This window comes from Nonomuraea insulae (assembly GCF_042656245.1).
Genome location: NZ_JBHSPA010000043.1, coordinates 50,222 through 73,868, shown reverse-complemented (window position 1 = coordinate 73,868; position 23,647 = coordinate 50,222). Strand labels below are relative to the sequence as shown.

Here is a 23,647-nt window from a genome sequence, read left to right as displayed (position 1 = left end):
CTGGTCATGCGGTCACCTCAACGGGAGTGTTCCTGCCGAGCTGCTGGGCGGCCCGCAGGCGCAGCAGCAGCGGCCCGGCGTGTTCCAGCAGCCGCAGCCCGGCCGGGGTGGGCTCGACGGGGCGGCGGCGCAGCAGCGGCAGGCCCAGGTCGGTCTCCAGGGCGGCGATCTGCTGGGAGACGGCCGACTGGGTGTAGCCGAGCTCGGCGGCTGCCGCGGAGAACGAACCGGTGCGGGCGACGGTCACGAACGTGGTGAGCAGATGAGGGTCCATTAGGGACGCTTATAGCAGATGCAGTATCTATCGTTGGTGCTTGACCAGGGTCGCCCTGCACGATGGTGGCATGAGAATCGCCCTCGTGGGAGACCGCTCCCCCAGCGTCCGTTCGCATGTCAGGATCCCGCTGCTCGTGGAGGCGCTGCGGGAGCGGGACGGGCTCGCGCTGGACCCGTACTGGATGCCCACCACCGACGTGAGCGGGCTGGAGGGCTTCGACGGGATCTGGATCCTGCCCGGCAGCCCGTACCGTGATGAGGCCGGCGCGGTCGAGGCCGCTCGGGTGGCGCGCGAGCACGGCATTCCCTTCCTCGGCACGTGCGGCGGCTTCCAGCACATGCTGCTGGAGTTCGCGCGCCACGTGTGCGGGCTGGACGTGGCGCACGCCGAGAACGAGCCGGGCGCGCGGGAGTTCCTGCTCACGCCGCTGGTGTGCTCGCTGGCCGGGCACGAGGGCCTGGTACGGCTCGTGCCCGGCTCGCTGATCGAGCAGATCATCGGCGCTCCCGACACGATGGAGTCCTACATCTGCTCCTACGGGCTCAACGAGGACTACCGGCAGCGGCTGGCCGGGCGCGGCATGGTGTTCTCCGGCCACGCCGCGGACGGGGCGGTGCGGGTGGCCGAACTGCCGGGGCATCCGTTCTTCCTGGCCACGATGTTCCAGCCGGAACTGGCGGGTGACGGGCGCCGGCCCCACCCGGTGATCACGGCGTTCGCGGCGGCCGTCGCCCGGCACCACGCCGGCCGCGTGGCCGCGTAGCGTTCAGGGCAGCAGCCTGGCCAGCTTGCGCAGGGAGTGGCGGGCGAAGGCGACGGCGAGGGGGCGGATCAGGGGCCAGGCGGCGCGGCCGAGCGGCCCGAACGGCAGGATCAGCTCCTCGGCCCACACCACGCGGCTCCCCTCGCCGTCGGCCCGCACCCGGATGGCGCCCCGGCCGCGGACGACGCGGCCGGTGTGGGTGGTGCGCACCAGCGTGGGCGGCTGCCAGTGGGTGATGGTCATCGTGTCCAGGAAGCCGAACGGCCAGATCCCCGTGTACGCCTGCACCTGGCCCTCACTCACCAGCCGGGCCGTGGTCATGAACATCCACTCCCGGTGCCGGGGCCAGTCGGTGATCAGCGCGAACACCCGCTCGGGCGGCGCCGGCAGGTGGACGGCGGCGGCCGCGTACACCGGGCGCATCAGGGTTGCCTGGTGTTCAGCCGGAGCGCGGCCTGGTGGATCTTGGCCAGGGCGGTCATGAGGTGGCGGCGCTCGGTGTCGGTCAGGTCGGCGGTGACCTGCTCCTCCAGGGCGCTCCGCTCGGCCTCGACCGGTTCGCGCAGCGCGCGGCCGGTGTCGGTGAGCCACAGCCGCACCAGGCGGCTGTCGAGCTTGTCGCGGCGGCGGGTGAGCAGCCCGGCGGTCGACATCCTGGTGGCCATCTTGACCACGGTGGGGGTGGTGACGTTGAGGGCGGCGGCGACCTCGCCGGGCGTGCGGCCGTCGGTCTCCCACAGCAGGGCCAGGACGTGGTTCTGGCCGAGGTGCAGCCCGTGGCGGCGCATGGCGGCGTCGGCGAGGACGCGCAGCGCCTTGTTGGTCGTGCCGTGCAGGTCCAGGAATTCGGGCATCGAGCGAGTCTCCGGCCGGACGGATCGATTGACGGCTAATCATTAACCGGCTAGCGTTCCGACCCGGCAATCATTAGACGGCAAACGACTTTGGGGGATCCATGATACTGGTCACCGGCGCCACCGGAACCATCGGCCGCGAGCTCGTACGGCAGCTCGACGACGGCGACGTCCCCACCCGCGTCCTCGTCCGCGACCCCGCCCGCGCCGGGGACCTGCCCGCGCGCGCCGAACGCGTCATCGGCGACCTGGACCGGCCCGACACGCTCAAACCCGCCTTCACCGGCGCCGACAGGCTGTTCCTGCTCACCCCCGGCATCGGCACCGCCCACACCGCCGCCGCCGTGGCCGCCGCGGTCGCCGCCGGTGTGCGCCACGTCGTGCACCTGTCCTCCAACAACGTGCTCGGCGACCCGATGCCCGCCATGGGGCGCTGGCACCACGAACGCGAGGAGATCATCCGCGCCTGCGGCATCCCCGCCACCATCCTGCGCCCCGCCGGCTTCATGACCAACGCCCTGCAATGGGCCGGCACCATCGCCGCCGACGGCTACGTCATCGACCCCATCGGCCCCGGCCGCTACGCCCCCATCGACCCCGCCGACATCGCCGCCGTGGCCGCGCTCGTCCTGACCACGCGGGGCCACGAGGGCCAGGCCTACGACCTCACCGGCGGCGAACTGCTCACCCTGGCCGACCAGGTACGCATCCTGGCCGCCGCCACCGGCCGCCCCATCGAGGCCCGCCCCGCGGCCACACCCGCGCAGGCCGTCCTGTCCCGCTTCCCCGCCGGCGGGCCGCAGCCCCTCATCGACGCCCTCACCGAGGGGTACGCGCTCATGCGCGCCGGCGCCGCCGACTACCGCACCGGGACCGTACGCGCCCTGCTCGGACGCGACCCGGCCACCTTCACCGACTGGTGCGCCCGCAACGCCGCCGCGTTCACCCCCTGACCATCCGGCCGAGGCCCTCGCCCTGCTGCCGGAGGCCACCTACGGCCGGATCGTGTTCATCAGCCGCGCTCTGCCGGCCCTGCGGCTCGTCCCCCACGCCATGGACGGCTCCCGCCTGCTTGCCGGCGAGCCCGAGCGCTGCTCGGCCGGCCCACGCCCGTGGTGTACGCGGCCGACCTGCTCGACCCGGGCACCCGCCTGGGCCGGTGCGTCACCCTCACCGGCCGCGCCGCCCCGGTGGCCGACCCAGGCGAGCTCGCCCACGCTGCGGCCCCGGCCCGGCCGAGCCAGATCGTCGCCCAGATCCGGCCGGAACCGGCCGCCGCGCGCGACAACGACGCCCGCATCCTGCAATGGGACTCAGGCTCCGACTCCAACGAGATCTTCCGCGTCCGGGCCCTGATGGAGGGCGAATGGTGAACGCCTATCCTCGGTGTTCATGAAGTACCTGCTCATGATCGGGCTGGACGAGTCCGACGTGCCCGAGGAGATCGCCCGGCACGGCTGCGGCGGCTGGAGCGAGGAGATGACCCGGCGCGGCGTCGTCAAGGGCGGCGTCGGGCTCAGGCCCGCCAGTGAGGCGACCACCGTACGGGTGCGCGACGGCGACCTGCTGCTGTCCGACGGGCCGTTCGCCGAGACCAAGGACCAGATCGGCGGGTTCAGCCTGATCGAGGCCGCCGACCTGGACGAGGCCGTCGCGATCGCCGCCGCGCACCCGGTGGCCCGCTACGGCTCGATCGAGATCAGGCCCGTCCTGGACCTATGAACGACCTCGAGACCGTCTTCCGCCGCGAATGGGGGCAGATCGTCGCCACCCTCATCCGGGTCACCGGCGACTGGGACCTGGCCGAGGAATGCGCCCAGGACGCCTTCGCCACGGCGCTGGAACGCTGGCCGCGCGACGGCGTACCGGAGCGGCCCGGCGCCTGGCTGACCACCGCCGCCCGCAACCGCGCCACCGACCGGCTGCGCCGCGAGGCCGCCGGCGCCGCGAAACTGCGCGAGCTGGCCGCCCTGGAGAGGCCAGCGCCGGCCGTGGACGCCTTCCCCGACGACCGGCTGCGGCTCATGTTCGCCTGCTGCGACCCGGCGCTGCCGCTCCAGGCGCGCGTCGCCCTCACGCTGCGCACCCTGGCCGGGCTCAGCACCGCCGAGATCGGCCGGGCGTTCCTGGTGCCCGAGCAGACCATGTCGCAGCGGCTGGTGCGCGCCAAGCGCAGGATCCGCCGCGAGCGCATCCCGTTCCAGGTGCCGCCGCCGCACCTGCTGCCCGAACGCACCCAGGCCGTGGCCGGCGTCCTGTACCTGCTGTTCAACCAGGGCTACAGCGACCCCGCCCGCTCCGGGCTGCGCGCCGAGGCCATCCGCCTGGCCCGGCTGCTGGCCGCCCTGCTGCCCCAGGACCCCGAGACCGGCGGCCTGCTGGCCCTCATGCTGCTGCACGAGGCCCGCGAGGCCGCCAGGACCGGCCCCGACGGCACCCTCGTGCCGATGGAGGAGCAGGACCGCGCCCGCTGGGACCGCGCCGCGATCGGCGAAGGCGTCCAGGTGCTGGAACGGGCCCTGGCCGAGAGGGCGGCGGGGCCGTACCAGGTGCAGGCCGCCATCGCCGCCTGCCACGCCACCGCCGGCGACGCCGCCGCCACCGACTGGCCGCAGATCGCCGCCCTGTACGACCGCCTGGCCCGCCTGCTGCCCACCCCCGTGGTGGAGCTGAACCGGGCGGTGGCCGTCGCCATGGCCCGCGGCCCGCGGGCGGGGCTGGTCCTGGTGGACCGGCTGGCCGCCGGGGAGAGCCTGCGGGACTACCACCTGCTGCCCGCCACCCGCGCCGACCTGCTGCGCCGCCTCGGGCGCGGGCCGGAGGCGGCGCAGGCCTACCGTCAGGCGCTCGCGCTGGCGCCGACCGAGGCCGATCGCCGCTACCTGCTGCGCCGCCTGGCGGAGGTCACCTCTTGAAGGATCGGTAGATCCTGGTGATGTACGGCAGGTCGAAGGAGTCGGGCAGGCCGTCGGCGACGTCGCGCACGGCGTCGTCGATCTGGCGGCGGCGCTCCTCGGCCGCGGTGAGGTACCAGGACCGGGAGCGGATCAGGTCGAGCAGCGAGGCCGTCGTGTGCCGCTGGCTGTGCCCGACCTCCAGCCGCTCGACCGGCCCGAACGCCTCGCCGAACGCCCGGTCCGGCAGGACCCTGTCCGCCTCCGACCCGTTCCGGTACTCCTGTACCAGCCGGGACAGCTCGGCCACCCACGCCACCGACTCGTCGCGCAGGTTCCACACCGGCGCGAACACCCCGCCGGGCCGCAGCACCCGGGCGATCTCGGCGTGTGCCGGCTCGGGATCGAACCAGTGGTAGGCCTGCCCGGCGACGACCGCGTCCATCGAGCCGTCGGGCAGGGGGATCTCCTCCGCCGACCCCGGCGACGACGGCGGCGACGGTGGCCTGCCCCCGCAGCCGTTCCGCCAGCTTCTCGCGCATCTTCGGATCGGGCTCGACGGCCGTCACCTCATGGCCCAGCCCGGCCAGCACCCGCGTGAGCAGCCCCGTGCCCGCGCCCAGGTCCACGACCTTGACGGGGGCGGCGCCCAGGGCCCACTCCAGCGCCCGCGCCGGGTAGGAGGGCCGGATCCGGTCGTAGGCGTCGGCGGCGGCCCCGAAGGACAGGCGACGGCGCTGGAAGATGTCGTTCATGGGTCCATGATCTCAGCCCGTTCCCCGGGGGCCTCTCTCACGGTCGCGCGAGCGGCTGCTCGGCCAGCGCCCGGGCGAGGTTCACCACGACGGCGCGGCGGCGCGCGACGGCGCGTTCGGGGTCGGGCTCGTCCAGGATGAGGCGGCGCATCTGCGGCACCGAGAAGTTCCACGCCACCAGGCCCAGGATGGTGAACAGCCAGTCCTGGGCCATCTCCCTGTCCGGCAGGCCCGCGCTCATCAGCCCGTCCACGTGCCCGCGATAGGCGTCCCTGCGCTCTTCCTCGCCCTCGATCCGGCCGTCGTCGGCCTCCAGCGCCTCCCACAGCAGCAGGCGGACCAGCTCGGGGTGGTCGTGGTACCAGTCGAACAACTGGCCCGCCGCCTCGGGCAGCGTGCGCGGGTCCAGGCTCACCGCGTGGCAGATCTCATCCACCTTGGCCCGCACGACCAGGCCGAACAGTTTCTCCTTGCCGCCGAAGTAGAGGTAGATGGCCTGCTTGTTGGCCCGCGCGGTGGCGGCGATGCGGTCGATCCTGGCGCCGGCCAGCCCGTGCGTGGCGAACTCGGCGGTGGCGGCCTCGAAGATCCGCTGCCGGGTGGCGTCCGCGTCGTAGCTCATGAAGCAGATTAAACCATCCAGTTGACTTTTTCGCCGAATCCCGCCACAGTTCTAAACCAACCGGATGGTTTATTTCTGAGGAGAAGCTCATCATGTCTGTGACCACTCTTGCCCCCGTGCCGATCAGCTCGCCCCTGCCCGCCGGGCTGCGGGGGCGCACCGTGGCGATCGTCGGGGGCAGCTCCGGCATCGGCCTGGCCGCCGGCGCGCTGCTGGCCTCGGTGGGGGCGCGCGTCGCCCTCGTGGCGCGCGACCCGGGCCGCCTGGCCGCCGCCGTGGACCGCCTCCGTACGACGCCGGGCGCCTCCGTGCTCGGGATCACCGCCGACGGGACCGACGAGGACGAGCTCGACCGGGCGCTCGACCAGGCGGGCTCGGTGGAGCACGTCCTGGTGACGGCGGGCGGCTTCGGCGTCGGCGAGTTGCTGGACACCCCGCGCGAGCAGGTGCGCGAGGTGGTGGACGGACGGATCTGGGGCGCCTACGGCGCCGCCCGCGCCGCCGCCCGCCGCCTGCCCGCCGGCGGCTCGATCACCTTCAGCTCCGGCGTCTACCTGGCCCGGCCCATCCCGGGGGCGTCGGCGGCCATCGCCGCCATCGGCGCCGTCGAGGGGCTCACCAGGGCGCTGGCGGTGGAGCTGGCGCCGCGCCGGCTGCGGGTCAACGCCGTCCGCTACGGGGTGGTGGACACGCCGCTGTCGCGCGGCTCGATGGCGCTGGGCGACGACGCGGCGGTGGCCGCCGCAGGGCAGGCGGTGCCGCTCGGGCGGTTCGGCACGCCGCAGGAGGCGGCCTCGGCGGCGCTGTTCCTGATGGCGAACAACTTCGCGACCGGCACGGTGCTCACCATCGACGGAGGCCAGAGCCTGGTGTGAGGGTCGCGCCCAAGAGTCCTGGGGGGCCGCAGGCAGCCCCTCAGGACTCCAGGAAGTGCAGCACCGCCAGCACCCGGCGGCTGTAGCCGGTCGTGTGCGACAGGCTCAGCTTGTCGAACAGCGAGTTGACGTGCTTCTCCACCGCGCTCTGCGACACGTGCAGCGCCTGCGCGATCGAGGCGTTGGTCAGCCCCTGCGCCATCCGTTCCAGCACCTCCCGCTCCCTGACGGTCAGCCGGGCCAGCGGGTCCACCTGCGTCGTGCGCGCCAGCAACTGCCGCACCACCTCCGGGTCGAACGCCGCGCCCCCGCCCCCCACCCGCTCCAGCGCGTCCAGGAAGTCCCCCACCTGCGCGACCCGGTCCTTCAGCAGATAGCCCACGCCCTCCACATCCGAGCTCATCAGCTCGGTGGCGTAGCGCTTCTCCACGTACTGCGACAACACCAGCACCTTGACCGCCGGCCAGCGGCGCCGGATCTCCAGCGCCGCCCGCAGCCCCTCGTCGGTGTGGGTGGGCGGCATGCGCACGTCCACCACCACGATGTCCGGCTGGTACGCCGCCACCGCCGACACCAGAGCCTCCCCGTCGCTGACGGCCGCGGGCACCTCGTGGCCCTCCTCGGCCAGCAGCCGCACCAGGCCCTCGCGCAGCAGCGTGGAGTCCTCGGCCAGGATCACCCGCACGGCAGCACCGCCGTGATCGTCGTCGGCCCGCCCCGCGGGCTGTCCACCTCGAACCGCCCGTCCAGCGCCGCCACCCGCCTGGCCAGCCCCGACAGGCCGCCGCCCGCCGCCCGCGCGCCCCCGGCGCCGTCGTCACGCACCAGCACCCGCACCGCCCCGTCCCGTCCGTGCACATCGACCGTGATGAGCGAGGCGCCCGCGTGCTTGGCCGCGTTCGTCACCGCCTCGCACACCACGAAGTACGCCGCCGTCTCCACCGCCATCGCCGGCCGCCCGTCCAGCCGGCACTCCACCTTGACCGGCAGGCCGCAGCGTTCGGCCACCCCGGCCAGCGCCTCGCCCAGCCCGAGCGAGTCCAGCCCGCTCGGATAGACCCGCCAGGCCACCTCGCGCAGCTCGGCCAGCGCCTGCTGTGCCTCCTGGTGGGCCTGCTCCAGCAACTCGGGCCGGCCCCGCAGGGAGCGGCCGATCAGCATCGACAGCGCCACCAGGCGCTGCTGCAGCCCGTCGTGCAGGTCACGCTCGATGCGGCGCCGCTCGGAGTCGACCGCCGCGACGATCCCGGCCCGGCTCTCGGCCAGCTCGGCGATCCGCCGCTCCAGAACCTCGGTCGGGTCGGGGGCCAGCATCCGCACCGCCAGCCGGCGCTCCAGCGTGTGCACCCCCACCACGCCCGACAGATCCAGGAACAGCAGGACGACACCGGCGACGAACAGGTACGCCCCCAGCGGCAGCGACGGCGTCATCCCGTCGAACGGCTCGCCCCGGCCCCACGCGGCCACGAACATCACCGCTGCCCTCGCCCCGAACACCAGCAGCGTGACCACCAGCCCGCCCAGCACCCCGATCGGCACCCGCGCGGCCAGATAACCGGTCGCGCGGCCTTCGGCGGGCAGGTCCAGATCCAGGCGCAGGCGGCGCATCTCCAGGCGGGCCAGCCGCCGGGCCGACGCGCCGACGTTCGGGTTGCCCAGGAACGGCAGCGTCAGCAGCAGGAACGCCAGCTCCACGAGTGCGCTGACGGCGCCCAGCGCCACCGCGCCGAGCAGGCGCGAACCCTCAGCGACGACCCGCATGCCTCCCCTTGCGCCGTTCGGCCAGCCGGACCCCGACGAAGACCACGACCGCGAGCACGACCAGCGCGATCACCACGTTGGTGCCGACGCCGACGTATCCCTCGATCAGCGGCCAGTTCTCGCCCAGCAGATAGCCGGCCATCACGAAGATGGTGTTCCAGATGAGGCTACCGGCGGTCGTCAGCAGCGTGAACGTGGGCAGCGGCATCCGCTCCACGCCCGCCGGCACGGAGATGAGGCTGCGGAAGATGGGGATCATCCGCCCGAAGAAGACGGTCTTGCGGCCGTGACGCTGGAACCACGCCTCGGTCTTCTCGATGTCGGAGATCTTGACCAGGGGCAGCTTGGCGGCGATCGCCAGCGTGCGCTCGCGGCCCAGCAGCGCCCCCACCCAGTACAGCGCCAGCGCCCCGATCACCGAGCCGAGCGTCGTGCACACCAGCACGTCCAGGAGATCCATCTCACCCCGGCTGGCCGTGAACCCGGACAGCGGCAGGATCACCTCGCTGGGCAGGGGCGGGAACAGGTTCTCCAGAGCGATCGCGAGCCCCGCCCCGGGCGCGCCGAGGCTTTCCATGAGTCCAACCAGCCAGTCAGTCATGAGATCCAGGCTATGGAAGATCGGGAAAAGTGCGGAATGAGGCGGCTGCCCGTCCGGCCCTGCGGTAAACCACACCCCCCGCGTACCGTACACTGTACGGTCGTGAGCTCTCTGACGGATCTGGCACGGCACGCGGCAGTCTTCCAACCCGGCGACCCGCCCAGGTCCGGGCACCTGGCCTTCCTCGACCCCGCCGGCGACAGCCTCGTCACCGTGACGGAACAGCACGACGACGGCCAGGTCGGCACCCGCACCGCCCCCGCCACCCTCGTCCCCGTCGGCACCGCCGTGGCGGGCCTGGCCAGAGCGCGCATGGACCCCCAGGCCCACCCCGCCACCCGCTTCTGGGGCGCCGCCGCCCTCATCGGCCTGCAGCTCGTCACCCGCGGGCGCATCCTGCCCGGCCTGTCACCCGGCGAGCACGACTCCTGGCGGGCCGGGCCGCTGGACGCCGCCGACGTCCAGCGCGTGCGCGAACTGGCCGCCGCCATGCCCGCCACCGCCCGCGCCATCCCCCTCGACGGCGGCGGTTTGCTGCCTGACGCCGAACCCCTCCTGCGGGCCTTCCTCGACGCCGTCGCCGACGCCATGCCCCGCTCGCCCGGCGCCGTGCGCGCCACCGGCACCACCGCCTACGCCGCCGCCGAACCCGTCAAGGTCCCGCACCTGCGCCGCTGGGCCGATGAGGTCTCGGCCGGGCTCGACTCCGGCGTGCGCCTGTCGCTGCGCATCGAGGCCGACGATCTGGCCGGCGACGGGGGCGACGCCGAGTTCCGCGCCGTCGTCCAGCTCCACGGCCTGGCCGACCCCTCTCTCGTCGTGGACGCCGCCGACCTGTGGCAGGGCCACGACCCCGGGCTCGGCGCCCGCGCCAGGATCGAGGCCACCCTCGCCGTACGCCGCGCCGCCCGCGCCTGGCCCCGCCTGGAACGCCTGCTCGACAGCGCCGTGCCCGACGAGCTCACCCTGTCCGACGGCGACGTCGAAGACCTCCTCGCCGGCGCCGCCGACCGCCTGGCCGCCGCCGGCGTGGACGTGCACTGGCCCCGCTCCCTCGTACGCGGCCTCAGCGCCCGCGCCGTCATCGGCGACCGCGACAGCGCCCCCTCCGACCTGCCCTCCTTCCTCGGCGGCCACCACCTGACCAGCTTCGACTGGCAACTCGCCCTCGGCGGCGAACGCCTGACCGCCGCCGAGATGGACCAGCTCGCCGAGACCCACCGCCCCGTCGTACGGCTGCGCGACCAGTGGGTGCTCATCGACCCCGACCTGGCCAGGAAGGCCCGCCAGCGCGACCTCAAACCCCTCACCGGCATCGAGGCACTCGGCGCCGCCCTGACCGGCACGGTCGAGGTCGAAGGCGAGCAGGTGCCCGCCGAGCCCACCGCCTGGCTCACCGACCTGCGCGAACGCCTGGCCGAACCCGCCGACGCCGCCCCGCCGGAAGGCCTGGCCGCCACCCTGCGCGACTACCAGCTCGCCGGGCTGCGCTGGCTGGTCAGGATGACCTCACTCGGCCTCGGCGCCTGCCTGGCCGACGACATGGGCCTGGGCAAGACGATCACCCTGATCGCCCTGCACCTGCACCGCGCCTGCGGCCCCACGCTCGTCGTCTGCCCCGCCTCCCTGCTAGGCAACTGGGAACGCGAGATCACCAGGTTCGCCCCCGGCGTCCCCGTCCGCCGCTACCACGGCGCCGGCCGCACGCTCGCCGACGAGGGGTTCGTGCTGACCACGTACGCCACCATGCGCCTGGACTCCGCCCGCCTGGCCGCCCACCCCTGGGGCCTGCTCGTCGCCGACGAGGCCCAGCACGTCAAGAACCCCGCCTCCGGCACCGCCAAGGCGCTGCGCGAGATCCCCGCCGCCGTCCGCGTCGCCCTGACCGGCACCCCCGTGGAGAACAACCTGTCGGAACTGTGGGCGATCCTCGACTGGACCACCCCCGGGCTGCTCGGCCCTCTCGCCAGGTTCCGCGCCCGGTGGGCCAAACCCGTCGAAGGCGGCGACACCGGCACGGCCGAACGGCTGGCGCGGCTGGTCGGGCCGTTCCTGCTGCGCCGCAAGAAGAGCGACCCCGGCATCGCGCCCGAACTGCCGCCCAAGACCGAGACCGACCGGCCCGTCGCCCTCACCACCGAACAGGCCGGCCTGTACGAGGCCGCCGTCCGCGAGATCATGGCCCAGATCGCCGCCGCCGACGGCATGGCCAGGCGCGGCCTCATCGTCAAACTCCTCACCGGGCTCAAGCAGATCTGCAACCACCCCGCCCAGTACCTGCACGAGGCCGCCCCCCGCCTGCCCGGCCGCTCCGGCAAGCTGGAACTGCTCGACGAACTCGTCGACACCATCGTCGCCGAGGACGGCGCCGTGCTCGTCTTCACCCAGTACGTCGCCATGGCCCGCCTGCTCGACCGCCACCTCACCGCCCGCGGCGTGGCCACCCAGCTCCTGCACGGCGGCACCCCCGTCGCCCGCCGCGAGGAGATGGTCCAGCGTTTCCAGGACGGCCGCGCCCCGGTCTTCCTGCTGTCGCTCAAAGCCGCGGGCACCGGGCTCAACCTCACCCGCGCCGACCACGTCATCCACTACGACCGCTGGTGGAACCCCGCCGTCGAGGACCAGGCCACCGACCGGGCCTACCGCATCGGCCAGACCAGGCCCGTACAGGTGCACCGCCTCATCGCCGAAGGCACGATCGAGGACCGCATCGCCCAGATGCTCACCGCCAAGCGCTCGCTCGCCGACGCCGTGCTCGCCTCCGGCGAGGCCGCCTTCACCGAGCTGACCGACTCAGAACTCGCCGCCCTCGTGGAGCTCAGATGACCAACGCCCGCGGGTTCGCCGCCTTCCCCCCGCAGCGTGCCGGCGCCCGCTTCGCCACCTCCTGGTGGGGCCGCGCCTGGATCCAGGCCCTGGAGGACACCTCCCTGGACCACGGCCTGCTGCGCAAGGGCCGCGCGTACGCCAAGACCGGCCAGCTCGGCCCCATCACCGTCAGCCCCGGCCGCCTGGCCGCCGTCGCCGAGAGCGAGTACGACACCGTCGTCCGCGTCGAGCAGCTCACCGACGCCGCCTGGGAACGTTTCCTGGACCAGGTCGCCGCCAAGGCCGGGCACATCGCCGCGCTGCTCGACCGCGACATGCCGCACGACCTCGTCGAGGCCGCCGAGGACGCCGCCGTGCCGCTGCTGCCCGCCGTCGGCGACCTCGAACCCGAATGTTCCTGCCCCGACTGGGGCCACCCCTGCAAACACGCCGCCGCCCTGTGCTATCAGGCCTCCTGGCTGCTGGACGCCGACCCGTTCGTGCTGCTGCTCCTGCGCGGGCGCGGCGAGCGCGACCTGATCGAGGCGCTGCAGCGGCGCGACGTCCCCGCCGCGCCGCCGTCTTCCGTGGTGCCGCCGTCCGGGGTGCCGGCGGCGCAGGCGTACGCGGCCGGGGTGCCGCCGCTGCCCGAACCTCCGCCCTGCGACGTCGCGTTCAGCCCGCCCGCGCTGGAACCCGCCGACGGCGTGAACGTGGGAGCCCTGGCCGTCCTGGCCGCCTCCGCCGCCGGCCGCGCCCGCGAACTCCTCCTGCGCGGCCACCTGCCGGAGCTGACCGAACACCAGGACCACGTCCGCCTGGCCGCCGAACACGACCTCGCGACCGGGCCGGAGGCCGCCGTGCAGGCCTGGCGCTACGGCGGCGCCGGCGCCCTGGACGTCCTGGAGAACGCCTGGACCCCGCCCCGCCAGGTCCTGGCCAGGGCCCAGGCCCAGCTGGCGGCCGGCTGGGAGGAGGAGAGCCCGCCGCGCGTCGAGGCGTGGCGCAACCGCTGGACCCTCGGCCCGCTGCAACTGCGTTACGGCCGCGACGGCCGCTGGTACCCCTTCACCCGGCGCGACGGGGAGTGGTGGCCCGCCGGCCCGCCGGAACGCGACCCCTCCGCGCTCACCGCCTAGGACGCCACCGACACGACGTGTCCCACCGAGGCGCGGTCGCCGATCAGCTCCAGCATGCAGTCCGCCAGGTCCGCGCGGGTGGTGCTCAGGCCGCGGCGGACGGCGAGGTCCTTGGCGGTCCGGTAGCGGCCGGTAGGTCCGGCGTCGGTCAGCCGCGCGGGCCGCACGATCGTCCAGTCCGCGTCGCTTTCCCGCAGCAGGCTCTCGGCCTTGGCCAGGTCGGTGTAGGTGTGGCGGAAAAGGCGCTGGATGAGGAGCGGTTTGAGCACGTACCGGGTGAACGGGCCGTCCCCGGCGTCGGCCTCCAGCCCGCCGGCGCTGACCATCAGCAGCCGGCGCGTCCCCACCCGGCCCATGGCGGTCAGGATGGAGGTGATGCTGGCCGAGTGCACGGTGGTGGGGCCGCTCTCACGCGTGCCCATCGCGCTCAGCACGGCGTCACGCCCCTTCACGAGCGGCGCGACCGCGTCGGGGTCCATCACGTCGGCCTCCACGACGTCGAGGCGTTCGCGCAGCCCGGCGGGCAGCCGGGCGGCGTCGCGCACGACGGCGGTGACCTGGTGGGCGTGATCCGTTCCCTGGCGCAGGAGCTCCAGGCCGGTGCCGCCGCTCGCTCCGAAGACCGTGATCCTCATGGTGCTCCGCTCCCTCCAGTGGTGGTGAGTATTCACTCACCCTACTCGGCGGGGGCGCCCCACCCGCTGCCGGCACCCCCATTAGCGGGCCGGCCAGGCGTACTCGAAATGCGGCAGTTCGAAACCCTGCGGGAAGCGGGCCATCCGCTCGTCCGTGCGGCAGGCGCCGTGTCGTTCGTAGAAGGCGATGGCGCGCGTGTTCGCCCTGAGCACCTCCAGATAGATCTCCCTGCCGGGGTACTCGTCCGCCGCCCACGCCAGCCCTCGCCGCAGCAGCCGCGTCCCGATGCCCGAGCCGGTGCTCCCCGGCCGCACATGGAGGTTGTCGAGCAGGATCCGCCCGCAGGGAGCGGGAAGCAGGTAGACGAAGCCCACCAGCTCTTCATCACCGTCGTGAGCGACGAACAGGCCCGCTCCCCGCACGGGCGAACCCAGCCGTTCCTGCCACAACGCCAGCCGATCGCCGTTCACGGGTCCGTTCAGGAAGTCGCCGGGCATGATCCCGGCGAACGCCGACCGCCAGCTGTCCACATGCAGGGCGACGATGGCGGGCAGGTCATCATGGGTGCCGCTTCTCAGGCGCATGGCAGCGAGCATCCCATGCGGAATGCGCTTGTCCGCGATCGCGGCGCCGCACTACGGTGCCGGGGTGGATCTCTTCTCACGCACGTGGACGGCGTTGCGCACGGCGGTCGCCGAACTCCCGGACGAGCACTTCGCGCAACCGTCCGGCTGTGCCGGGTGGCTCGTCCGGGATCTGGCATGCCACCTGGTGATCGACGCCCAGGACGTCCTGATCACCCTGGTGACCCCCGCGGAAACGGAGCCGACCCGCGACGCGGTGACCTACTGGGACCTCGCCGACAAGCCGCCGACCGGCGACGACCCCCTCGACGCGCTGATCGTCCGGCTGGCCGCGGCGTACCAGGAGCCCTGGCTGCTCAAGTTCCACCTCGACGACGTCGGATCCGCCGCCGGCCGCGCCGCCGAACTCGCCGACCCCGGCCTGCGGGTCGCCACCAAGGACGTGGTCCTCACCGCGGGCGACTACCTGTCCGCGTACGTCATCGAGTGGACGCTGCACCACCTCGACCTGATCGCGCACCTGCCGGACGTGGCAGGACCGCCCGCCGAAGGGCTCGCCCGCTCCCGCGAGATGCTGGAGAAGATCGCCGGAGCCGCGTTCCCCGCGGCGTTCTCCGACGCGGACGCGCTGCTGGTCGGCACCGGACGGCGTGCCCCGAGCGGCGCGGAGCGGGCCCAGCTGGGCGAGCTGACCGGCAGGCTCCCGCTCGTCCTCGGGTGATCGCGGGCGCTCATGGGAGATCGGCGAACGCGGCCATGAGTTTGCCGGTGAAACGATGCATGTGGGGGTCGAGGGTGTCCCCGGGCTCGGCGAGCACCCGCTGCAGCGGCAGCCACCTGATCGCTTCGAACTCGCCCTCGTCGAAGGAGGTGATGTCGCCTGCCGCCGAGCGCAGGACGTACCAGAGCGACACGTCGGTGTGCTGTCCCTGCCCGCGCGTCCGGGTGACGGTCACGAAGAACGGGTCCTTGCCGCAGACCGCTGACGGGACGGCCTCGATGCGCAGTTCCTCGGCGCACTCGCGCACGACCGTGTCCCACGGGTCCTCCATCGGCTCGACGTGACCGCCGCTGGGCAGCCACAGCCCGGCCGTACGGTGCGCGACCAGCAGCAGCTCCCCGCGGGCCTCGTCGAACGCCACGAAGTAGCAGACCAGATGCGTCGCCGGGACATCGGGCTTGCGCGTCCGATAGAGCGGCGCCCCGCCGGCGATCCACTCCGTCGCCGTGGCGAGGTGCGCGCGCTCCAGCTCGTCCCAGGGCTCGACACGCTCCAGCAACTCGATCAGCCGAACGCCCGCGGCATCAAGGGTGAACACGGGCCCCATGATGCCAGGCGGCCCAGGTCTCACTCCACGTCTCACTCCAGGGGCAGGGGGCGGCGTGGCACGGGTGCGGTGTGGATGAGAGACGTGGTCGTGTGACCGTAGGGGGTGAACAGGTCGAGGATCGGTTCGAGCTCGTCGACCGCCCGCAGGTGCATCGTGAAGTAGAAGCAGTCGTCGCCGGTCATTCTGTAGCATTCGACGATCTGGGGAACCTCCTGGGCGATCTTGGAGATGCGCTGGAGCTCCCGGATCGCCGGGCGGATGCGAACCATCACGGTGACAGGAAAGCCCAGGGCCCGCGGGTCGACCTCGGCGCGATAGCCGGTGATCACTCCGGTCTCCTCCAGCCGCTGCACCCTGTCGGCCACCGCGGGAGCCGACAGGGCGACCCGGCGGCCCAGCTCGGCGAAGCTCACTCTGGCGTCGACCTGCAGCTCGGCGAGTATACGAAGGTCGAGGGTGTCGATTCCCTTGGGTTCGTATGTCCGCTCGGGCCTGATCCTTCGATTCGCCATTCTCCTAAATTACGGCTTCGCCGACGATGGCGTCATGCCGCTGAACGGCCCTCGCGCTGTCCTGTCCGCGGCGCCTCCATGGACCTACTTCATCGGGAGCGCCGTCTTCCTCTACCTCGGCCCGGCCTTCGCCGTGCTCCTGTTCACCAGGCTCGCCCCGCTCGGGGTCGCGGTGCTGAGGATCTGGAGCGCCGCACTCGTTCTCGCGCTCTGGCGCCGCCCCTGGCGGACCCTCGCCCGGCTCGACGCCGGCGGGCGCCGTACGATCATCGCCTGGGGCGCGGTGCTCGCGGCCATGAACATCTGCTTCTACCTGGCGATCGCCCGCATGCCCCTGGGGACCGTCGCCGCCATGCTCGTCGCCTGCGTGTTCGTCGCGCCGGTGGCCGTTCGGCAGGCCGCTCGCCGCGGGGATCGGGGTGGGATCTGCTCGTCCGTGATCCCGCTCTCCGTCGCGCTCCATCGGGAACTTCGCCCGGTGAAGAACGCGCTCCCACAGGAAGGCAAGACGACATGCGATACGTGAGACTGGGTTCGTCGGGACTGCGGGTCTCCCGGATCTGCCTGGGCATGATGACCTACGGCGATCCGGATTCCTGGGAGTGGCACCTGCGGGAGGACGCGGCCGAGCCGATCGTGCGGCGCGCGGTCGAGGCCGGTGTGACCTTCTTCGACACCGCCGACATGTACTCCGACGGCGCGAGCGAGGAGATCACCGGGCGGCTGCTCGGCAAGCTCTTCACGCGCCGCGACGACTACGTCCTCGCCACGAAGGTCTACTTCCCGACAGGGCCGGGCCCCAACGACCGAGGGCTGTCCCGCAAACACGTGACGGCCGCCATCGACGCCTCGCTGACCAGGCTGGGAACCGACTACGTCGATCTGTACCAGATCCACCGCTGGGACTACGAGACGCCGATCGAGGAGACCATGGAGGCCCTGCACGACGTGGTGCGGGCCGGCAAGGCCCGCTACATCGGGGCCTCCAGCATGTACGCCTGGCAGTTCGCCAAGGCGCAGCACGCTGCTCAGACGGCCGGCTGGACCAGGTTCGTGTCGATGCAGAACCACTACAACCTCGTGTACCGGGAGGAGGAACGGGAGATGATCCCGCTCTGCCTGGACCAGGGGGTGGGCCTCATCCCATGGAGCCCGCTGGCACGCGGGCTGCTCACCGGCAGCCGCCACCGCGACGGCCGGCCTGCGACGGTCCGATCCGGCAGCGACCAGCTGGCCGGCAGCATGTACCAGGACGCCGACTTCGACGTCGTCGACGTGGTGCGTGCGGTCGCCGGCGAACGGGGGCTGCCGCCGGCGCAGCTCGCGCTCGCGTGGCTGCTCGGAAGGCCCGGGGTGAGCGCGCCGATCGTCGGGGCGAGCAAGGTGGGTCATCTGGACGACGCGATCGCGGCGGTGGAGGTGTCCCTGAGCGAAGAGGAGACGGCCCGGCTGGAGGCCCCCTACCGGCCGCACCAGATCATCGGGCACTCATGAGAAGTCGTCCAGGTCTTCTGGCCGAAGATCGCGACCGGGCCGCGGGATCACCACACGTCGACGTCCACGCCGATCGCGATGGTCCGCAGGGCGCTGAGCGCGACCCAGACGCGGTCGTTGCTGCCCAGCCCGTAATTACCGGATTCCTCCGTCCCGGGTAGCAGGTCGAGCACGGCGCTCACGTGGCCGCAGTCCGCCGCGTTCCTGGCCACGTGCGCGGACTCGCGCCGCTTCGCCGCCCTGGGCAGTTTCGCGAGCCCGGCGTGCTGGGCGGCGAGATCGGCCACCTGGCCGGCGGTCGGGCCGGTGGGCCTGCCCTCGGCCGCGATCCGTTCGGCGACCGGCAGGTCGCGCCGCACCGAGGCCCAGTTGACCTCGCCCCACAGCCGGAGCAGATCCGGCTGCCCGTAGACGGTGAGCGCACGGGCCGCCGCCCAGTCGTCGAACCAGCGCACGCCGAACGCGTGCGGCTTGTCCGGGTCGTTCGGCACGCTGCGCTCCCCGATCAGCTCGCGCACCAGCTCGGTCTCCCCTCTTCTGAGCAGGCACACCAGCCAGGGCACGCCGTGGTGCCGGTCCCTCGGCGTGCCCACGCCCTCGTCCAGCACGACGCGGGCCTCCTGATCCCGGCCGCACTCGGTCAGCGCCCAGACCAGCGGCAGGCGGACCTCCCAGTTCGAACGGTCGGCGTCGGCGGCCTCACGCGCGCGGGCGAACCACCGCTCGGAGCGTTCACGATGCCCCAAGACCGCGCAGGCGCCGGCGATCGCCGCCATGTCCGCCCCCATATCCCCCAGATCGTCACTGGTGTGGCCGAAGACAGCGGCGGCTTCGGCCTCGAAACCGGCCGCGCCGAGCACGAGCGCGACCCGCGCGAGGTGCCCGGGACGCCGGCGGTGTTCCGGCATCGCGAGGGCCAGCTCACGGGCGTGCGCGGCATCGCCTCGCCGGGCGCGGATCATCGCGAGCTGCTGCAGCGTGTCGACGATCCACTCGCCGTAGACGACCCGGCCCGGAGCGGACAGCTCGGCGAGCGTCCCCCGGACCACCGTGATCAGATCGGCGACGGTGGCGGTGTCGGGGGGCGGCCACGTCCCCGTCGCCTCCGCCGTGCTGCCGCGTCCCCGGAACGGGGCCAGCAGCCGCTCGGTCTCCGGTGAGGCCGCCCCCAGGCCCGCGTGGGCGGGGCTGGGGAAGACACTCCGCTCTCCCCAGCGGAACGGCCAGGCGAAGCGGCGGGCGACGGACCAGCAGAGCCGGCCGTCGAGATCGTCGTCCCGGCCGGGCGGCGCGATGACCGTGCCGTCCTCGAACGCCACCGCCCAGGTGTCCTCGTCCAGCGCGAACGTCGGGCCGGCCCGGAGCTGGTCGCCGAGGTCACGGCCGGCGAACGAGAGCGGGCGAGGGGCGGGCGGGACGTGGTGGAAGGGATGGTCGGCCACGATCTCGCCGGTCTCGGGGCGCAGGAAGCGCACCGTGTGCGAGCCGATCGCGATCAGCACGTCGCCGGCGGGCCATTCCAGGCCGAACCCGTGATCCCACTGGCCGATGGTGCGCCGGACGCCGTCCAGGACGCGCAGCCGTTCGGGGCGCTCACCGAGCGACCAGATCTCGATCCGCCCTTCGGCGGTGACGCAGGCGGCCCGCTCGCCGTCCGGTGACCAGGCCCACGACCGGGCGTCACAGCCGCGCGGGTTGGAGGTGCCCGCCTGAACGTCCAGGTCGTACTGGTGCCGGCCGGTCGTCGCGTCGATGATCCCGACGGTTCCGCCCGCCGGGTTCAGCACCGCCAGCCGGCCGCCCGGCCCCCAGCACAGGACGTCGGCACCCGGACAGCCCGCAAGCTCCGCCGTCGGCTCACTCGTCAGCGCGTCGGCGATGATGAGGTGTCCGCCGCGCTGGAAGGCCAGGAGCCGTTCGTCCGGGCTCCATTCGGGCGGAGCCGCTTCCCGGTCCTCTTCCAGGCTCACCATCCAGGAAATCCGCTGGTTCTCCACGTCGAGCGAGAGCGCCGCGTACTCGTTCGACGCCTCCCCGTAGACGCGGGAGCCGTCGCGCGACCAGAACGCCCGATCGAGGATGAACCCGGGCTCGTCCGAGTCCATGGTCTCCTGGTGCGGTCCGCTGAACTCGATCGGCTCCGTTCCCTCCGGGAGCGCGTCCGGAGGTCCGGAGACCGAGCCCTCGTGCATCGCCACGATCACGTTGCGCAGGACGTCCGACTCGCCACCGTAGACGAACGCGCGCCTGCCCTCGGGGGCGAAGGCCATGCCCAACGGCCTGCCGGAGGCGAGGAAGAACGCGTCGGCGACCGGCTCGCGGGCAGTGCCGAACGGGTCCCACACCCCGGTCGCGTTGGTGTTGTACTCCAGCGCGATCCGCGTGCCATCCGCCGACCACTGCAGGCTGCGCGCATGGTCCGGGAAGCCGATGCCCCCCATGATGCCGTCGATCGCGTGGACACAGCGGCCGGTGGCGACTTCGAAGACCTGCAGGACACCGCCCCGGTCGTAGTCGTCGCCGGTCCCGCTTCCGACCGCGAGGTGGCGGCCGTCCGGGCTGAGCGCGTGCCCGTTCAACTCGCCGTGGTGCACGTCGAAATGGCGCAGCAGCGCGCCCGCCTCGCGCAACCGGGCGGTGGCGAGGCGATGCGCGCCGGTGACCCCGTGAGCACGCTCCAGAGCCCGCAGGGCGTCCCGCAGTGGCACGGTGTCGCGCTCCGGGCAGAGCGCGGACCAGTCGGCGTTCTTCAGAGCGTCGAAGGCCTCATCAGGTCCCATCCGCTCATCCGGGACCCCGGTGAACGGCGGGGACGGCGGCGCGGTGCCGGGCTCCCGGCCGTCGAGCACGGCCACCAGCGCGTCCTCATCGTGGATCGGAACACCGCGCACCGCCGCTGGACCCGCCTTGGCCCCCGACTTCGCTCCGGCGAAGACCAGGTCCGTCTTCGCCGAAACCGACGCGGTCACCTTCGCGCCCAACGCCTCCAGGGCGCGCTTGGCCTCATCCTTCGAAAGCCGGCTGAACCGCCCAGCCAGCACGACCGTCCTGCCACTGATGATCATGCCAAGCGACCGTAGCGGAGATGACCGACACTTCACCCCTTGTTCGGCGATCACTGGCGAAGAGCCGCTTGAAGCTATTGTCACCATGATCGTCGTGCAGGATCGGCGTACGACAAGAAGTGCATGCCGCTTCCTGGCGATGATCAGCTGCGGGCGGAAAGGGAGTTGTCATGGGAAATGTGCTGGTGACCGGGGCTACCGGAGGGATCGGGACGGCGCTGGTCGCCGCGCTCATAGAGGCCGGGCATCGGGTGACTGCCGTGGGACGCGACGTCGGGCGGCTGGACGTGCGGGGGGTCGAGGCGGATCTGGCCGAACCAGGGACGCTGGCCGCCGCCGTGGGAGCGCTGGAGGATGCAGGCGACCTTGAGGATTTACAGGCGCTGGTGTATTGCGCGGGCATCTCGCCCATCGAAGCCGTCGCCGACGCCGGCCCCGAGACATGGCGGCGCACGATGGCGGTGAACGTGGCCTCCGCCGCCGAGCTGGTACGGCTGACGCTGCCCGCCTTGCGGCGCTCCAGGGGCCATGTGATTTTCGTCAACGCCTCGCCAGGAATGACCGGTGTCCCCCGCTGGTCGGCGTTCGTCGCCAGCAAAGCGGCGCTGCGGGAGCTGGCCGATTCACTGCGCGAGGAGGAGGCGGCCCATGGGATACGCGTCACCACGGTCTATCCCGCGGCGACGGCGACCGACCTGCTGGCAGAGGTCAGGACCACCTTCGGCCGCCCGTACGATCCGGAGTCGTGCATCCAGCCGCGGACGCTGGCAGCGATGATCGTCTGGGCGCTGAGCGCACCAGCCGACGCTTACGCCTGCGAGCTGTCCGTCCTGCCATCGCCGCGCTGAGCCCTGGCCCGGAAGCAGGCCGCTGCCTCCGCACGAAGTCTGCGCCGACCAACCGGCCCCTCCCGCGCATCAGCCTGGACACCGATCCGAGCAGTGCCCGGGCCTGCGGCTGGCGGGAAATCGTCACCGACAGCTACACGGAGCACGGCGACGGCGTGATCCAGGCCGGCCTGCAAGCACCAAGCTGGGTCCAGATGATCCAACTCGACGGGCTTCCAGGAGCGCTTCGGGTAGGTCCACGACGGGGATGCGGGCGTCCACGGCGGCGTGCAGCTGGTCACGCTCTCGGGTTCGTCGAGTTCGTCCAGCCCGGCCACCCACCGTGCGGTGTCGACGCCGAGCTCGGCGGACAGGCTCAGGTCTCGGCAGATCTTCGTGCGGGCCTTCTCCCACGCCTCGCCGGACGTTTCCTGCCCGGGGGCCGGGCGGAGGTGCCAGGCCGGGCATCGGACGGGTCCATCTACTCGCCTGACCAGCGGCCGGTGAAGAGCTCCTCGCCCGGCGGCGAACCGGGCAACGGGCTATGTCCCGGCCGCAACCCGTCGAGCGCTATCGCGATCAGCCGCCGGCGAGCCTCGGCAGCGGCGGGCAGCAGATCGCCCCTGCCCTGCTTGCGAAGCTGATCGACCACCGGGGAGCGGCCGAACTGCTCGATGAGCAGCGAGATGTCGACCGCGGCCACGTCCCTGCGGAGTACGTCGGCCTGGTGCGCTCGCCGTACCAGCTCGTCGAGCAGTTCGTCGCCGCGGCGGGCTTTGGCGCTCATCTCCTGGGTCACCTCGATGGTGCCGGCGACGGGCCCCAGCGAGCCCTGCCCAAACGCGACGCAGCCGTTGATGAAAGCCGCCAGTCCTGCCCACGGGTCGGGATCGGCCAGGCCCTGCTCGGCCGCTTCGTTCCAGTGTTCGAGGGAGAGCAGGCTGAGCCGCTGGAACAGCTCTTCCTTGGTCTTGTAACGGCGGTAGAGGCTGCCGATGCCGACGCCTGCCCGGGTCGCGATGGCGGCGACGGACGCGTGCGCGCCATCTTCGGCGAGCACGTCGCGGGCGGCCTGGAGCAACGTGCGGTCGTTGCGTTCTGCGATGTCTTTGCGTGTGGTCATCGCCACACACCCTACCAGTTGCGGAGCGATTCGCTCCGGCATAGTCTCAAGGCGGAGCGAATCGCTCCGCGAATTGAGGAGATGCGACATGAGCCCCGATATCGAGGCGATCGAGCAGGTCGTCCGCGACGCCGAAGATCTGCAGAGCGACGTGGCCGGTTTCACCGGGCTGCTGACCGAGGAGGTGGCCCTGGTCAATTTCACCGGGATCCGGCTGCGCGGCCGCGACAAGGTCAGGGAGGTCATGGCCAAGGCGCTGCGGACCCCGCTGAAGGACGTGCTGACCAAGAACGAGCTGCTCGACGTCACGTTCCTGCGACCGGACGTGGCGCTGGCCAGCCTGATCAAGCACATCAACGACGGCCGCACGGGAGCGCTGACATTCGTGCTGGTCAAAGACGACGGCACCTGGCGGATCGCGCTGGCCCAGACCACCCCGGTGGTGACGTCATGAGCGCGGCCCTGGTCATCGGCGCCACCGCGCGTCAGCTGTTGAGCCGCGGCTGACAGGTCCGCGCCCTGGCCTACGCGCCGGAAACCCTCAAGGCTGAGGTACGGCAGGGGCACGCACGTCGCTGATGTCGCACTGGACGCCGAGGTCGGGCACTGCTGCCTGACCCGGCGACCGATCTGCGGGAGGGCCCAGATCGCACCACGCGAGCCCCCTCCCCAGCAGGAGACCGGTCTCCGCCCCGGAGCGTGCGCATGCCTCTGCAGGGTGGGGCC

At 72.7% G+C, this 23,647-nt stretch carries 27 protein-coding genes and 1 pseudogene; 13 read left to right on the top strand and 15 right to left on the bottom strand.

Going from position 1 to position 23,647, the window contains the following annotated elements:
• Positions 1 to 4 precede the first annotated feature (4 nt).
• Positions 5 to 274, bottom strand: a complete 270-nt coding sequence (locus ACFPZ3_RS34335) for a LysR family transcriptional regulator (protein WP_379518462.1) — start codon at positions 272 to 274, stop codon at positions 5 to 7.
• A 70-nt stretch (positions 275 to 344) separates the two neighbouring features.
• Between ACFPZ3_RS34335 and ACFPZ3_RS34330 the strand changes: the two genes are divergently transcribed.
• Positions 345 to 1,040 carry a CTP synthase C-terminal region-related (seleno)protein gene (locus ACFPZ3_RS34330; RefSeq protein ID WP_379518461.1) on the top strand — a complete coding sequence of 232 codons (696 nt, stop codon included), beginning with the start codon at positions 345 to 347 and terminating at the stop codon, positions 1,038 to 1,040.
• 3 nt (positions 1,041 to 1,043) lie between these two features.
• Here ACFPZ3_RS34330 and ACFPZ3_RS34325 read toward each other — a convergent pair whose 3' ends face one another.
• Together ACFPZ3_RS34325 and ACFPZ3_RS34320 are read right to left on the bottom strand one after the other, a co-directional pair.
• Positions 1,044 to 1,463, bottom strand: a complete 420-nt coding sequence (locus tag ACFPZ3_RS34325) for an SRPBCC family protein (RefSeq protein WP_379518460.1) — start codon at positions 1,461 to 1,463, stop codon at positions 1,044 to 1,046.
• Positions 1,463 to 1,894 (bottom strand): MarR family winged helix-turn-helix transcriptional regulator, encoded by a 432-nt coding sequence (locus ACFPZ3_RS34320; RefSeq protein ID WP_379518459.1) that lies wholly within the window; start codon positions 1,892 to 1,894, stop codon positions 1,463 to 1,465. Before ACFPZ3_RS34320 ends, ACFPZ3_RS34325 begins: the two co-directional genes overlap by 1 nt.
• Before the next feature lie 101 nt (positions 1,895 to 1,995).
• On the opposite strand from ACFPZ3_RS34320, the gene ACFPZ3_RS34315 reads away from it, so the two are divergent.
• The 4 genes from ACFPZ3_RS34315 to ACFPZ3_RS34300 all read left to right on the top strand — a co-directional run bounded on the left by ACFPZ3_RS34315 (position 1,996) and on the right by ACFPZ3_RS34300 (position 4,809).
• Entirely contained in the window at positions 1,996 to 2,847 is an 852-nt protein-coding gene (locus ACFPZ3_RS34315; protein ID WP_379518458.1) for an NAD(P)H-binding protein, read from the top strand.
• A gap of 159 nt (positions 2,848 to 3,006) precedes the next feature.
• Positions 3,007 to 3,267 carry a hypothetical protein gene (locus ACFPZ3_RS34310; RefSeq protein WP_379518457.1) on the top strand — a complete coding sequence of 87 codons (261 nt, stop codon included), beginning with the start codon at positions 3,007 to 3,009 and terminating at the stop codon, positions 3,265 to 3,267.
• Positions 3,268 to 3,286: 19 nt separating this feature from the next.
• Positions 3,287 to 3,616, top strand: a complete 330-nt coding sequence (locus ACFPZ3_RS34305; RefSeq protein ID WP_379518456.1) for a YciI family protein — start codon at positions 3,287 to 3,289, stop codon at positions 3,614 to 3,616.
• On the top strand, positions 3,613 to 4,809 hold the full coding sequence (locus ACFPZ3_RS34300) for an RNA polymerase sigma factor (protein ID WP_379518455.1): 1,197 nt from the start codon (positions 3,613 to 3,615) through the stop codon (positions 4,807 to 4,809). Before ACFPZ3_RS34305 ends, ACFPZ3_RS34300 begins: the two co-directional genes overlap by 4 nt.
• On the opposite strand, the gene ACFPZ3_RS34295 is transcribed toward ACFPZ3_RS34300, so the two are convergent.
• From ACFPZ3_RS34295 to ACFPZ3_RS34285, 3 genes and pseudogenes are all read right to left on the bottom strand, one after another.
• Positions 4,799 to 5,338: a class I SAM-dependent methyltransferase gene (locus ACFPZ3_RS34295; RefSeq protein WP_379518465.1), complete on the bottom strand. Its 540-nt coding sequence runs from the start codon at positions 5,336 to 5,338 to the stop codon at positions 4,799 to 4,801. The genes ACFPZ3_RS34300 and ACFPZ3_RS34295 overlap by 11 nt on opposite strands.
• A pseudogene (locus ACFPZ3_RS34290) lies at positions 5,289 to 5,543 on the bottom strand (class I SAM-dependent methyltransferase); the annotation flags it as partial. The pseudogene ACFPZ3_RS34290 and the gene ACFPZ3_RS34295, both read right to left, overlap by 50 nt.
• 37 nt (positions 5,544 to 5,580) lie before the next feature.
• Positions 5,581 to 6,165, bottom strand: coding sequence for a TetR/AcrR family transcriptional regulator (locus ACFPZ3_RS34285; RefSeq protein WP_379518454.1), 585 nt, complete (start codon positions 6,163 to 6,165; stop codon positions 5,581 to 5,583).
• Positions 6,166 to 6,257: 92 nt separating this feature from the next.
• Here ACFPZ3_RS34285 and ACFPZ3_RS34280 point away from each other — a divergent pair, with 92 nt between their 5' ends.
• Entirely contained in the window at positions 6,258 to 7,040 is a 783-nt protein-coding gene (locus ACFPZ3_RS34280) for an SDR family oxidoreductase (RefSeq protein WP_379518453.1), read from the top strand.
• 40 nt (positions 7,041 to 7,080) lie between these two features.
• Here ACFPZ3_RS34280 and ACFPZ3_RS34275 read toward each other — a convergent pair whose 3' ends face one another.
• From ACFPZ3_RS34275 to ACFPZ3_RS34265, 3 genes are read right to left on the bottom strand one after another with little or no spacing between them, the layout of a single operon-like run.
• Positions 7,081 to 7,725, bottom strand: a complete 645-nt coding sequence (locus ACFPZ3_RS34275; protein WP_379518452.1) for a response regulator — start codon at positions 7,723 to 7,725, stop codon at positions 7,081 to 7,083.
• Positions 7,716 to 8,801 carry a sensor histidine kinase gene (locus ACFPZ3_RS34270; RefSeq protein ID WP_379518451.1) on the bottom strand — a complete coding sequence of 362 codons (1,086 nt, stop codon included), beginning with the start codon at positions 8,799 to 8,801 and terminating at the stop codon, positions 7,716 to 7,718. Before ACFPZ3_RS34270 ends, ACFPZ3_RS34275 begins: the two co-directional genes overlap by 10 nt.
• Positions 8,785 to 9,402 (bottom strand): DedA family protein, encoded by a 618-nt coding sequence (locus ACFPZ3_RS34265; RefSeq protein ID WP_379518450.1) that lies wholly within the window; start codon positions 9,400 to 9,402, stop codon positions 8,785 to 8,787. The genes ACFPZ3_RS34270 and ACFPZ3_RS34265 overlap by 17 nt, the downstream gene beginning before the upstream one ends.
• Before the next feature lie 102 nt (positions 9,403 to 9,504).
• On the opposite strand from ACFPZ3_RS34265, the gene ACFPZ3_RS34260 reads away from it, so the two are divergent.
• Positions 9,505 to 12,228, top strand: a complete 2,724-nt coding sequence (locus ACFPZ3_RS34260) for a DEAD/DEAH box helicase (protein ID WP_379518449.1) — start codon at positions 9,505 to 9,507, stop codon at positions 12,226 to 12,228.
• Positions 12,225 to 13,349: an SWIM zinc finger family protein gene (locus ACFPZ3_RS34255; RefSeq protein WP_379518448.1), complete on the top strand. Its 1,125-nt coding sequence runs from the start codon at positions 12,225 to 12,227 to the stop codon at positions 13,347 to 13,349. The genes ACFPZ3_RS34260 and ACFPZ3_RS34255 overlap by 4 nt, the downstream gene beginning before the upstream one ends.
• Here ACFPZ3_RS34255 and ACFPZ3_RS34250 read toward each other — a convergent pair.
• Positions 13,346 to 13,984 carry an NAD(P)-dependent oxidoreductase gene (locus ACFPZ3_RS34250; protein WP_379518447.1) on the bottom strand — a complete coding sequence of 213 codons (639 nt, stop codon included), beginning with the start codon at positions 13,982 to 13,984 and terminating at the stop codon, positions 13,346 to 13,348. The genes ACFPZ3_RS34255 and ACFPZ3_RS34250 overlap by 4 nt on opposite strands.
• A gap of 81 nt (positions 13,985 to 14,065) precedes the next feature.
• Complete coding sequence (locus tag ACFPZ3_RS34245) at positions 14,066 to 14,569, bottom strand: GNAT family N-acetyltransferase (protein ID WP_379518446.1); 504 nt, start codon at positions 14,567 to 14,569, stop codon at positions 14,066 to 14,068.
• A gap of 64 nt (positions 14,570 to 14,633) precedes the next feature.
• Here ACFPZ3_RS34245 and ACFPZ3_RS34240 point away from each other — a divergent pair, with 64 nt between their 5' ends.
• Positions 14,634 to 15,290 (top strand): maleylpyruvate isomerase N-terminal domain-containing protein, encoded by a 657-nt coding sequence (locus tag ACFPZ3_RS34240; protein WP_379518445.1) that lies wholly within the window; start codon positions 14,634 to 14,636, stop codon positions 15,288 to 15,290.
• A gap of 10 nt (positions 15,291 to 15,300) precedes the next feature.
• Here the strand turns inward: ACFPZ3_RS34240 and ACFPZ3_RS34235 are convergent, their stop codons facing one another.
• A complete protein-coding gene (locus ACFPZ3_RS34235; protein ID WP_379518444.1) occupies positions 15,301 to 15,888 on the bottom strand; it encodes an NUDIX domain-containing protein in 588 nt (195 codons plus the stop codon).
• Positions 15,889 to 15,929: 41 nt separating this feature from the next.
• Positions 15,930 to 16,412 (bottom strand): Lrp/AsnC family transcriptional regulator, encoded by a 483-nt coding sequence (locus ACFPZ3_RS34230; RefSeq protein WP_379518443.1) that lies wholly within the window; start codon positions 16,410 to 16,412, stop codon positions 15,930 to 15,932.
• A gap of 34 nt (positions 16,413 to 16,446) precedes the next feature.
• On the opposite strand from ACFPZ3_RS34230, the gene ACFPZ3_RS34225 reads away from it, so the two are divergent.
• On the top strand, positions 16,447 to 16,938 hold the full coding sequence (locus ACFPZ3_RS34225; protein ID WP_379518442.1) for a DMT family transporter: 492 nt from the start codon (positions 16,447 to 16,449) through the stop codon (positions 16,936 to 16,938).
• Positions 16,926 to 17,906: an aldo/keto reductase gene (locus ACFPZ3_RS34220; RefSeq protein WP_379518441.1), complete on the top strand. Its 981-nt coding sequence runs from the start codon at positions 16,926 to 16,928 to the stop codon at positions 17,904 to 17,906. Before ACFPZ3_RS34225 ends, ACFPZ3_RS34220 begins: the two co-directional genes overlap by 13 nt.
• 47 nt (positions 17,907 to 17,953) lie before the next feature.
• Here ACFPZ3_RS34220 and ACFPZ3_RS34215 read toward each other — a convergent pair whose 3' ends face one another.
• Entirely contained in the window at positions 17,954 to 20,971 is a 3,018-nt protein-coding gene (locus ACFPZ3_RS34215; protein ID WP_379518440.1) for a WD40 repeat domain-containing protein, read from the bottom strand.
• Between the two features lie 170 nt (positions 20,972 to 21,141).
• On the opposite strand from ACFPZ3_RS34215, the gene ACFPZ3_RS34210 reads away from it, so the two are divergent.
• Complete coding sequence (locus ACFPZ3_RS34210) at positions 21,142 to 21,819, top strand: SDR family NAD(P)-dependent oxidoreductase (RefSeq protein ID WP_379518439.1); 678 nt, start codon at positions 21,142 to 21,144, stop codon at positions 21,817 to 21,819.
• 460 nt (positions 21,820 to 22,279) lie between these two features.
• Here the strand turns inward: ACFPZ3_RS34210 and ACFPZ3_RS34205 are convergent, their stop codons facing one another.
• Positions 22,280 to 22,921: a TetR/AcrR family transcriptional regulator gene (locus tag ACFPZ3_RS34205; protein WP_379518438.1), complete on the bottom strand. Its 642-nt coding sequence runs from the start codon at positions 22,919 to 22,921 to the stop codon at positions 22,280 to 22,282.
• Positions 22,922 to 23,009: 88 nt separating this feature from the next.
• Between ACFPZ3_RS34205 and ACFPZ3_RS34200 the strand changes: the two genes are divergently transcribed.
• Entirely contained in the window at positions 23,010 to 23,375 is a 366-nt protein-coding gene (locus ACFPZ3_RS34200) for an SgcJ/EcaC family oxidoreductase (protein ID WP_379518437.1), read from the top strand.
• The last annotated feature ends 272 nt before the right edge of the window (positions 23,376 to 23,647 follow it).

What these genes read in the sequence shown, in the direction of transcription:
- ACFPZ3_RS34335 (WP_379518462.1), bottom strand. Translation starts at nt 274, where the DNA reads ATGGACCCTCATCTGCTCACCACGTTCGTGACCGTCGCCCGCACCGGT.
- ACFPZ3_RS34330 (WP_379518461.1), top strand. Translation starts at nt 345, where the DNA reads ATGAGAATCGCCCTCGTGGGAGACCGCTCCCCCAGCGTCCGTTCGCAT.
- ACFPZ3_RS34325 (WP_379518460.1), bottom strand. Translation starts at nt 1,463, where the DNA reads ATGCGCCCGGTGTACGCGGCCGCCGCCGTCCACCTGCCGGCGCCGCCC.
- ACFPZ3_RS34320 (WP_379518459.1), bottom strand. Translation starts at nt 1,894, where the DNA reads ATGCCCGAATTCCTGGACCTGCACGGCACGACCAACAAGGCGCTGCGC.
- ACFPZ3_RS34315 (WP_379518458.1), top strand. Translation starts at nt 1,996, where the DNA reads ATGATACTGGTCACCGGCGCCACCGGAACCATCGGCCGCGAGCTCGTA.
- ACFPZ3_RS34305 (WP_379518456.1), top strand. Translation starts at nt 3,287, where the DNA reads ATGAAGTACCTGCTCATGATCGGGCTGGACGAGTCCGACGTGCCCGAG.
- ACFPZ3_RS34300 (WP_379518455.1), top strand. Translation starts at nt 3,613, where the DNA reads ATGAACGACCTCGAGACCGTCTTCCGCCGCGAATGGGGGCAGATCGTC.
- ACFPZ3_RS34285 (WP_379518454.1), bottom strand. Translation starts at nt 6,165, where the DNA reads ATGAGCTACGACGCGGACGCCACCCGGCAGCGGATCTTCGAGGCCGCC.
- ACFPZ3_RS34280 (WP_379518453.1), top strand. Translation starts at nt 6,258, where the DNA reads ATGTCTGTGACCACTCTTGCCCCCGTGCCGATCAGCTCGCCCCTGCCC.
- ACFPZ3_RS34270 (WP_379518451.1), bottom strand. Translation starts at nt 8,801, where the DNA reads ATGCGGGTCGTCGCTGAGGGTTCGCGCCTGCTCGGCGCGGTGGCGCTG.
- ACFPZ3_RS34265 (WP_379518450.1), bottom strand. Translation starts at nt 9,402, where the DNA reads ATGACTGACTGGCTGGTTGGACTCATGGAAAGCCTCGGCGCGCCCGGG.
- ACFPZ3_RS34255 (WP_379518448.1), top strand. Translation starts at nt 12,225, where the DNA reads ATGACCAACGCCCGCGGGTTCGCCGCCTTCCCCCCGCAGCGTGCCGGC.
- ACFPZ3_RS34250 (WP_379518447.1), bottom strand. Translation starts at nt 13,984, where the DNA reads ATGAGGATCACGGTCTTCGGAGCGAGCGGCGGCACCGGCCTGGAGCTC.
- ACFPZ3_RS34245 (WP_379518446.1), bottom strand. Translation starts at nt 14,569, where the DNA reads ATGCGCCTGAGAAGCGGCACCCATGATGACCTGCCCGCCATCGTCGCC.
- ACFPZ3_RS34230 (WP_379518443.1), bottom strand. Translation starts at nt 16,412, where the DNA reads ATGGCGAATCGAAGGATCAGGCCCGAGCGGACATACGAACCCAAGGGA.
- ACFPZ3_RS34225 (WP_379518442.1), top strand. Translation starts at nt 16,447, where the DNA reads ATGCCGCTGAACGGCCCTCGCGCTGTCCTGTCCGCGGCGCCTCCATGG.
- ACFPZ3_RS34220 (WP_379518441.1), top strand. Translation starts at nt 16,926, where the DNA reads ATGCGATACGTGAGACTGGGTTCGTCGGGACTGCGGGTCTCCCGGATC.
- ACFPZ3_RS34215 (WP_379518440.1), bottom strand. Translation starts at nt 20,971, where the DNA reads ATGATCATCAGTGGCAGGACGGTCGTGCTGGCTGGGCGGTTCAGCCGG.
- ACFPZ3_RS34210 (WP_379518439.1), top strand. Translation starts at nt 21,142, where the DNA reads ATGGGAAATGTGCTGGTGACCGGGGCTACCGGAGGGATCGGGACGGCG.
- ACFPZ3_RS34205 (WP_379518438.1), bottom strand. Translation starts at nt 22,921, where the DNA reads ATGACCACACGCAAAGACATCGCAGAACGCAACGACCGCACGTTGCTC.
- ACFPZ3_RS34200 (WP_379518437.1), top strand. Translation starts at nt 23,010, where the DNA reads ATGAGCCCCGATATCGAGGCGATCGAGCAGGTCGTCCGCGACGCCGAA.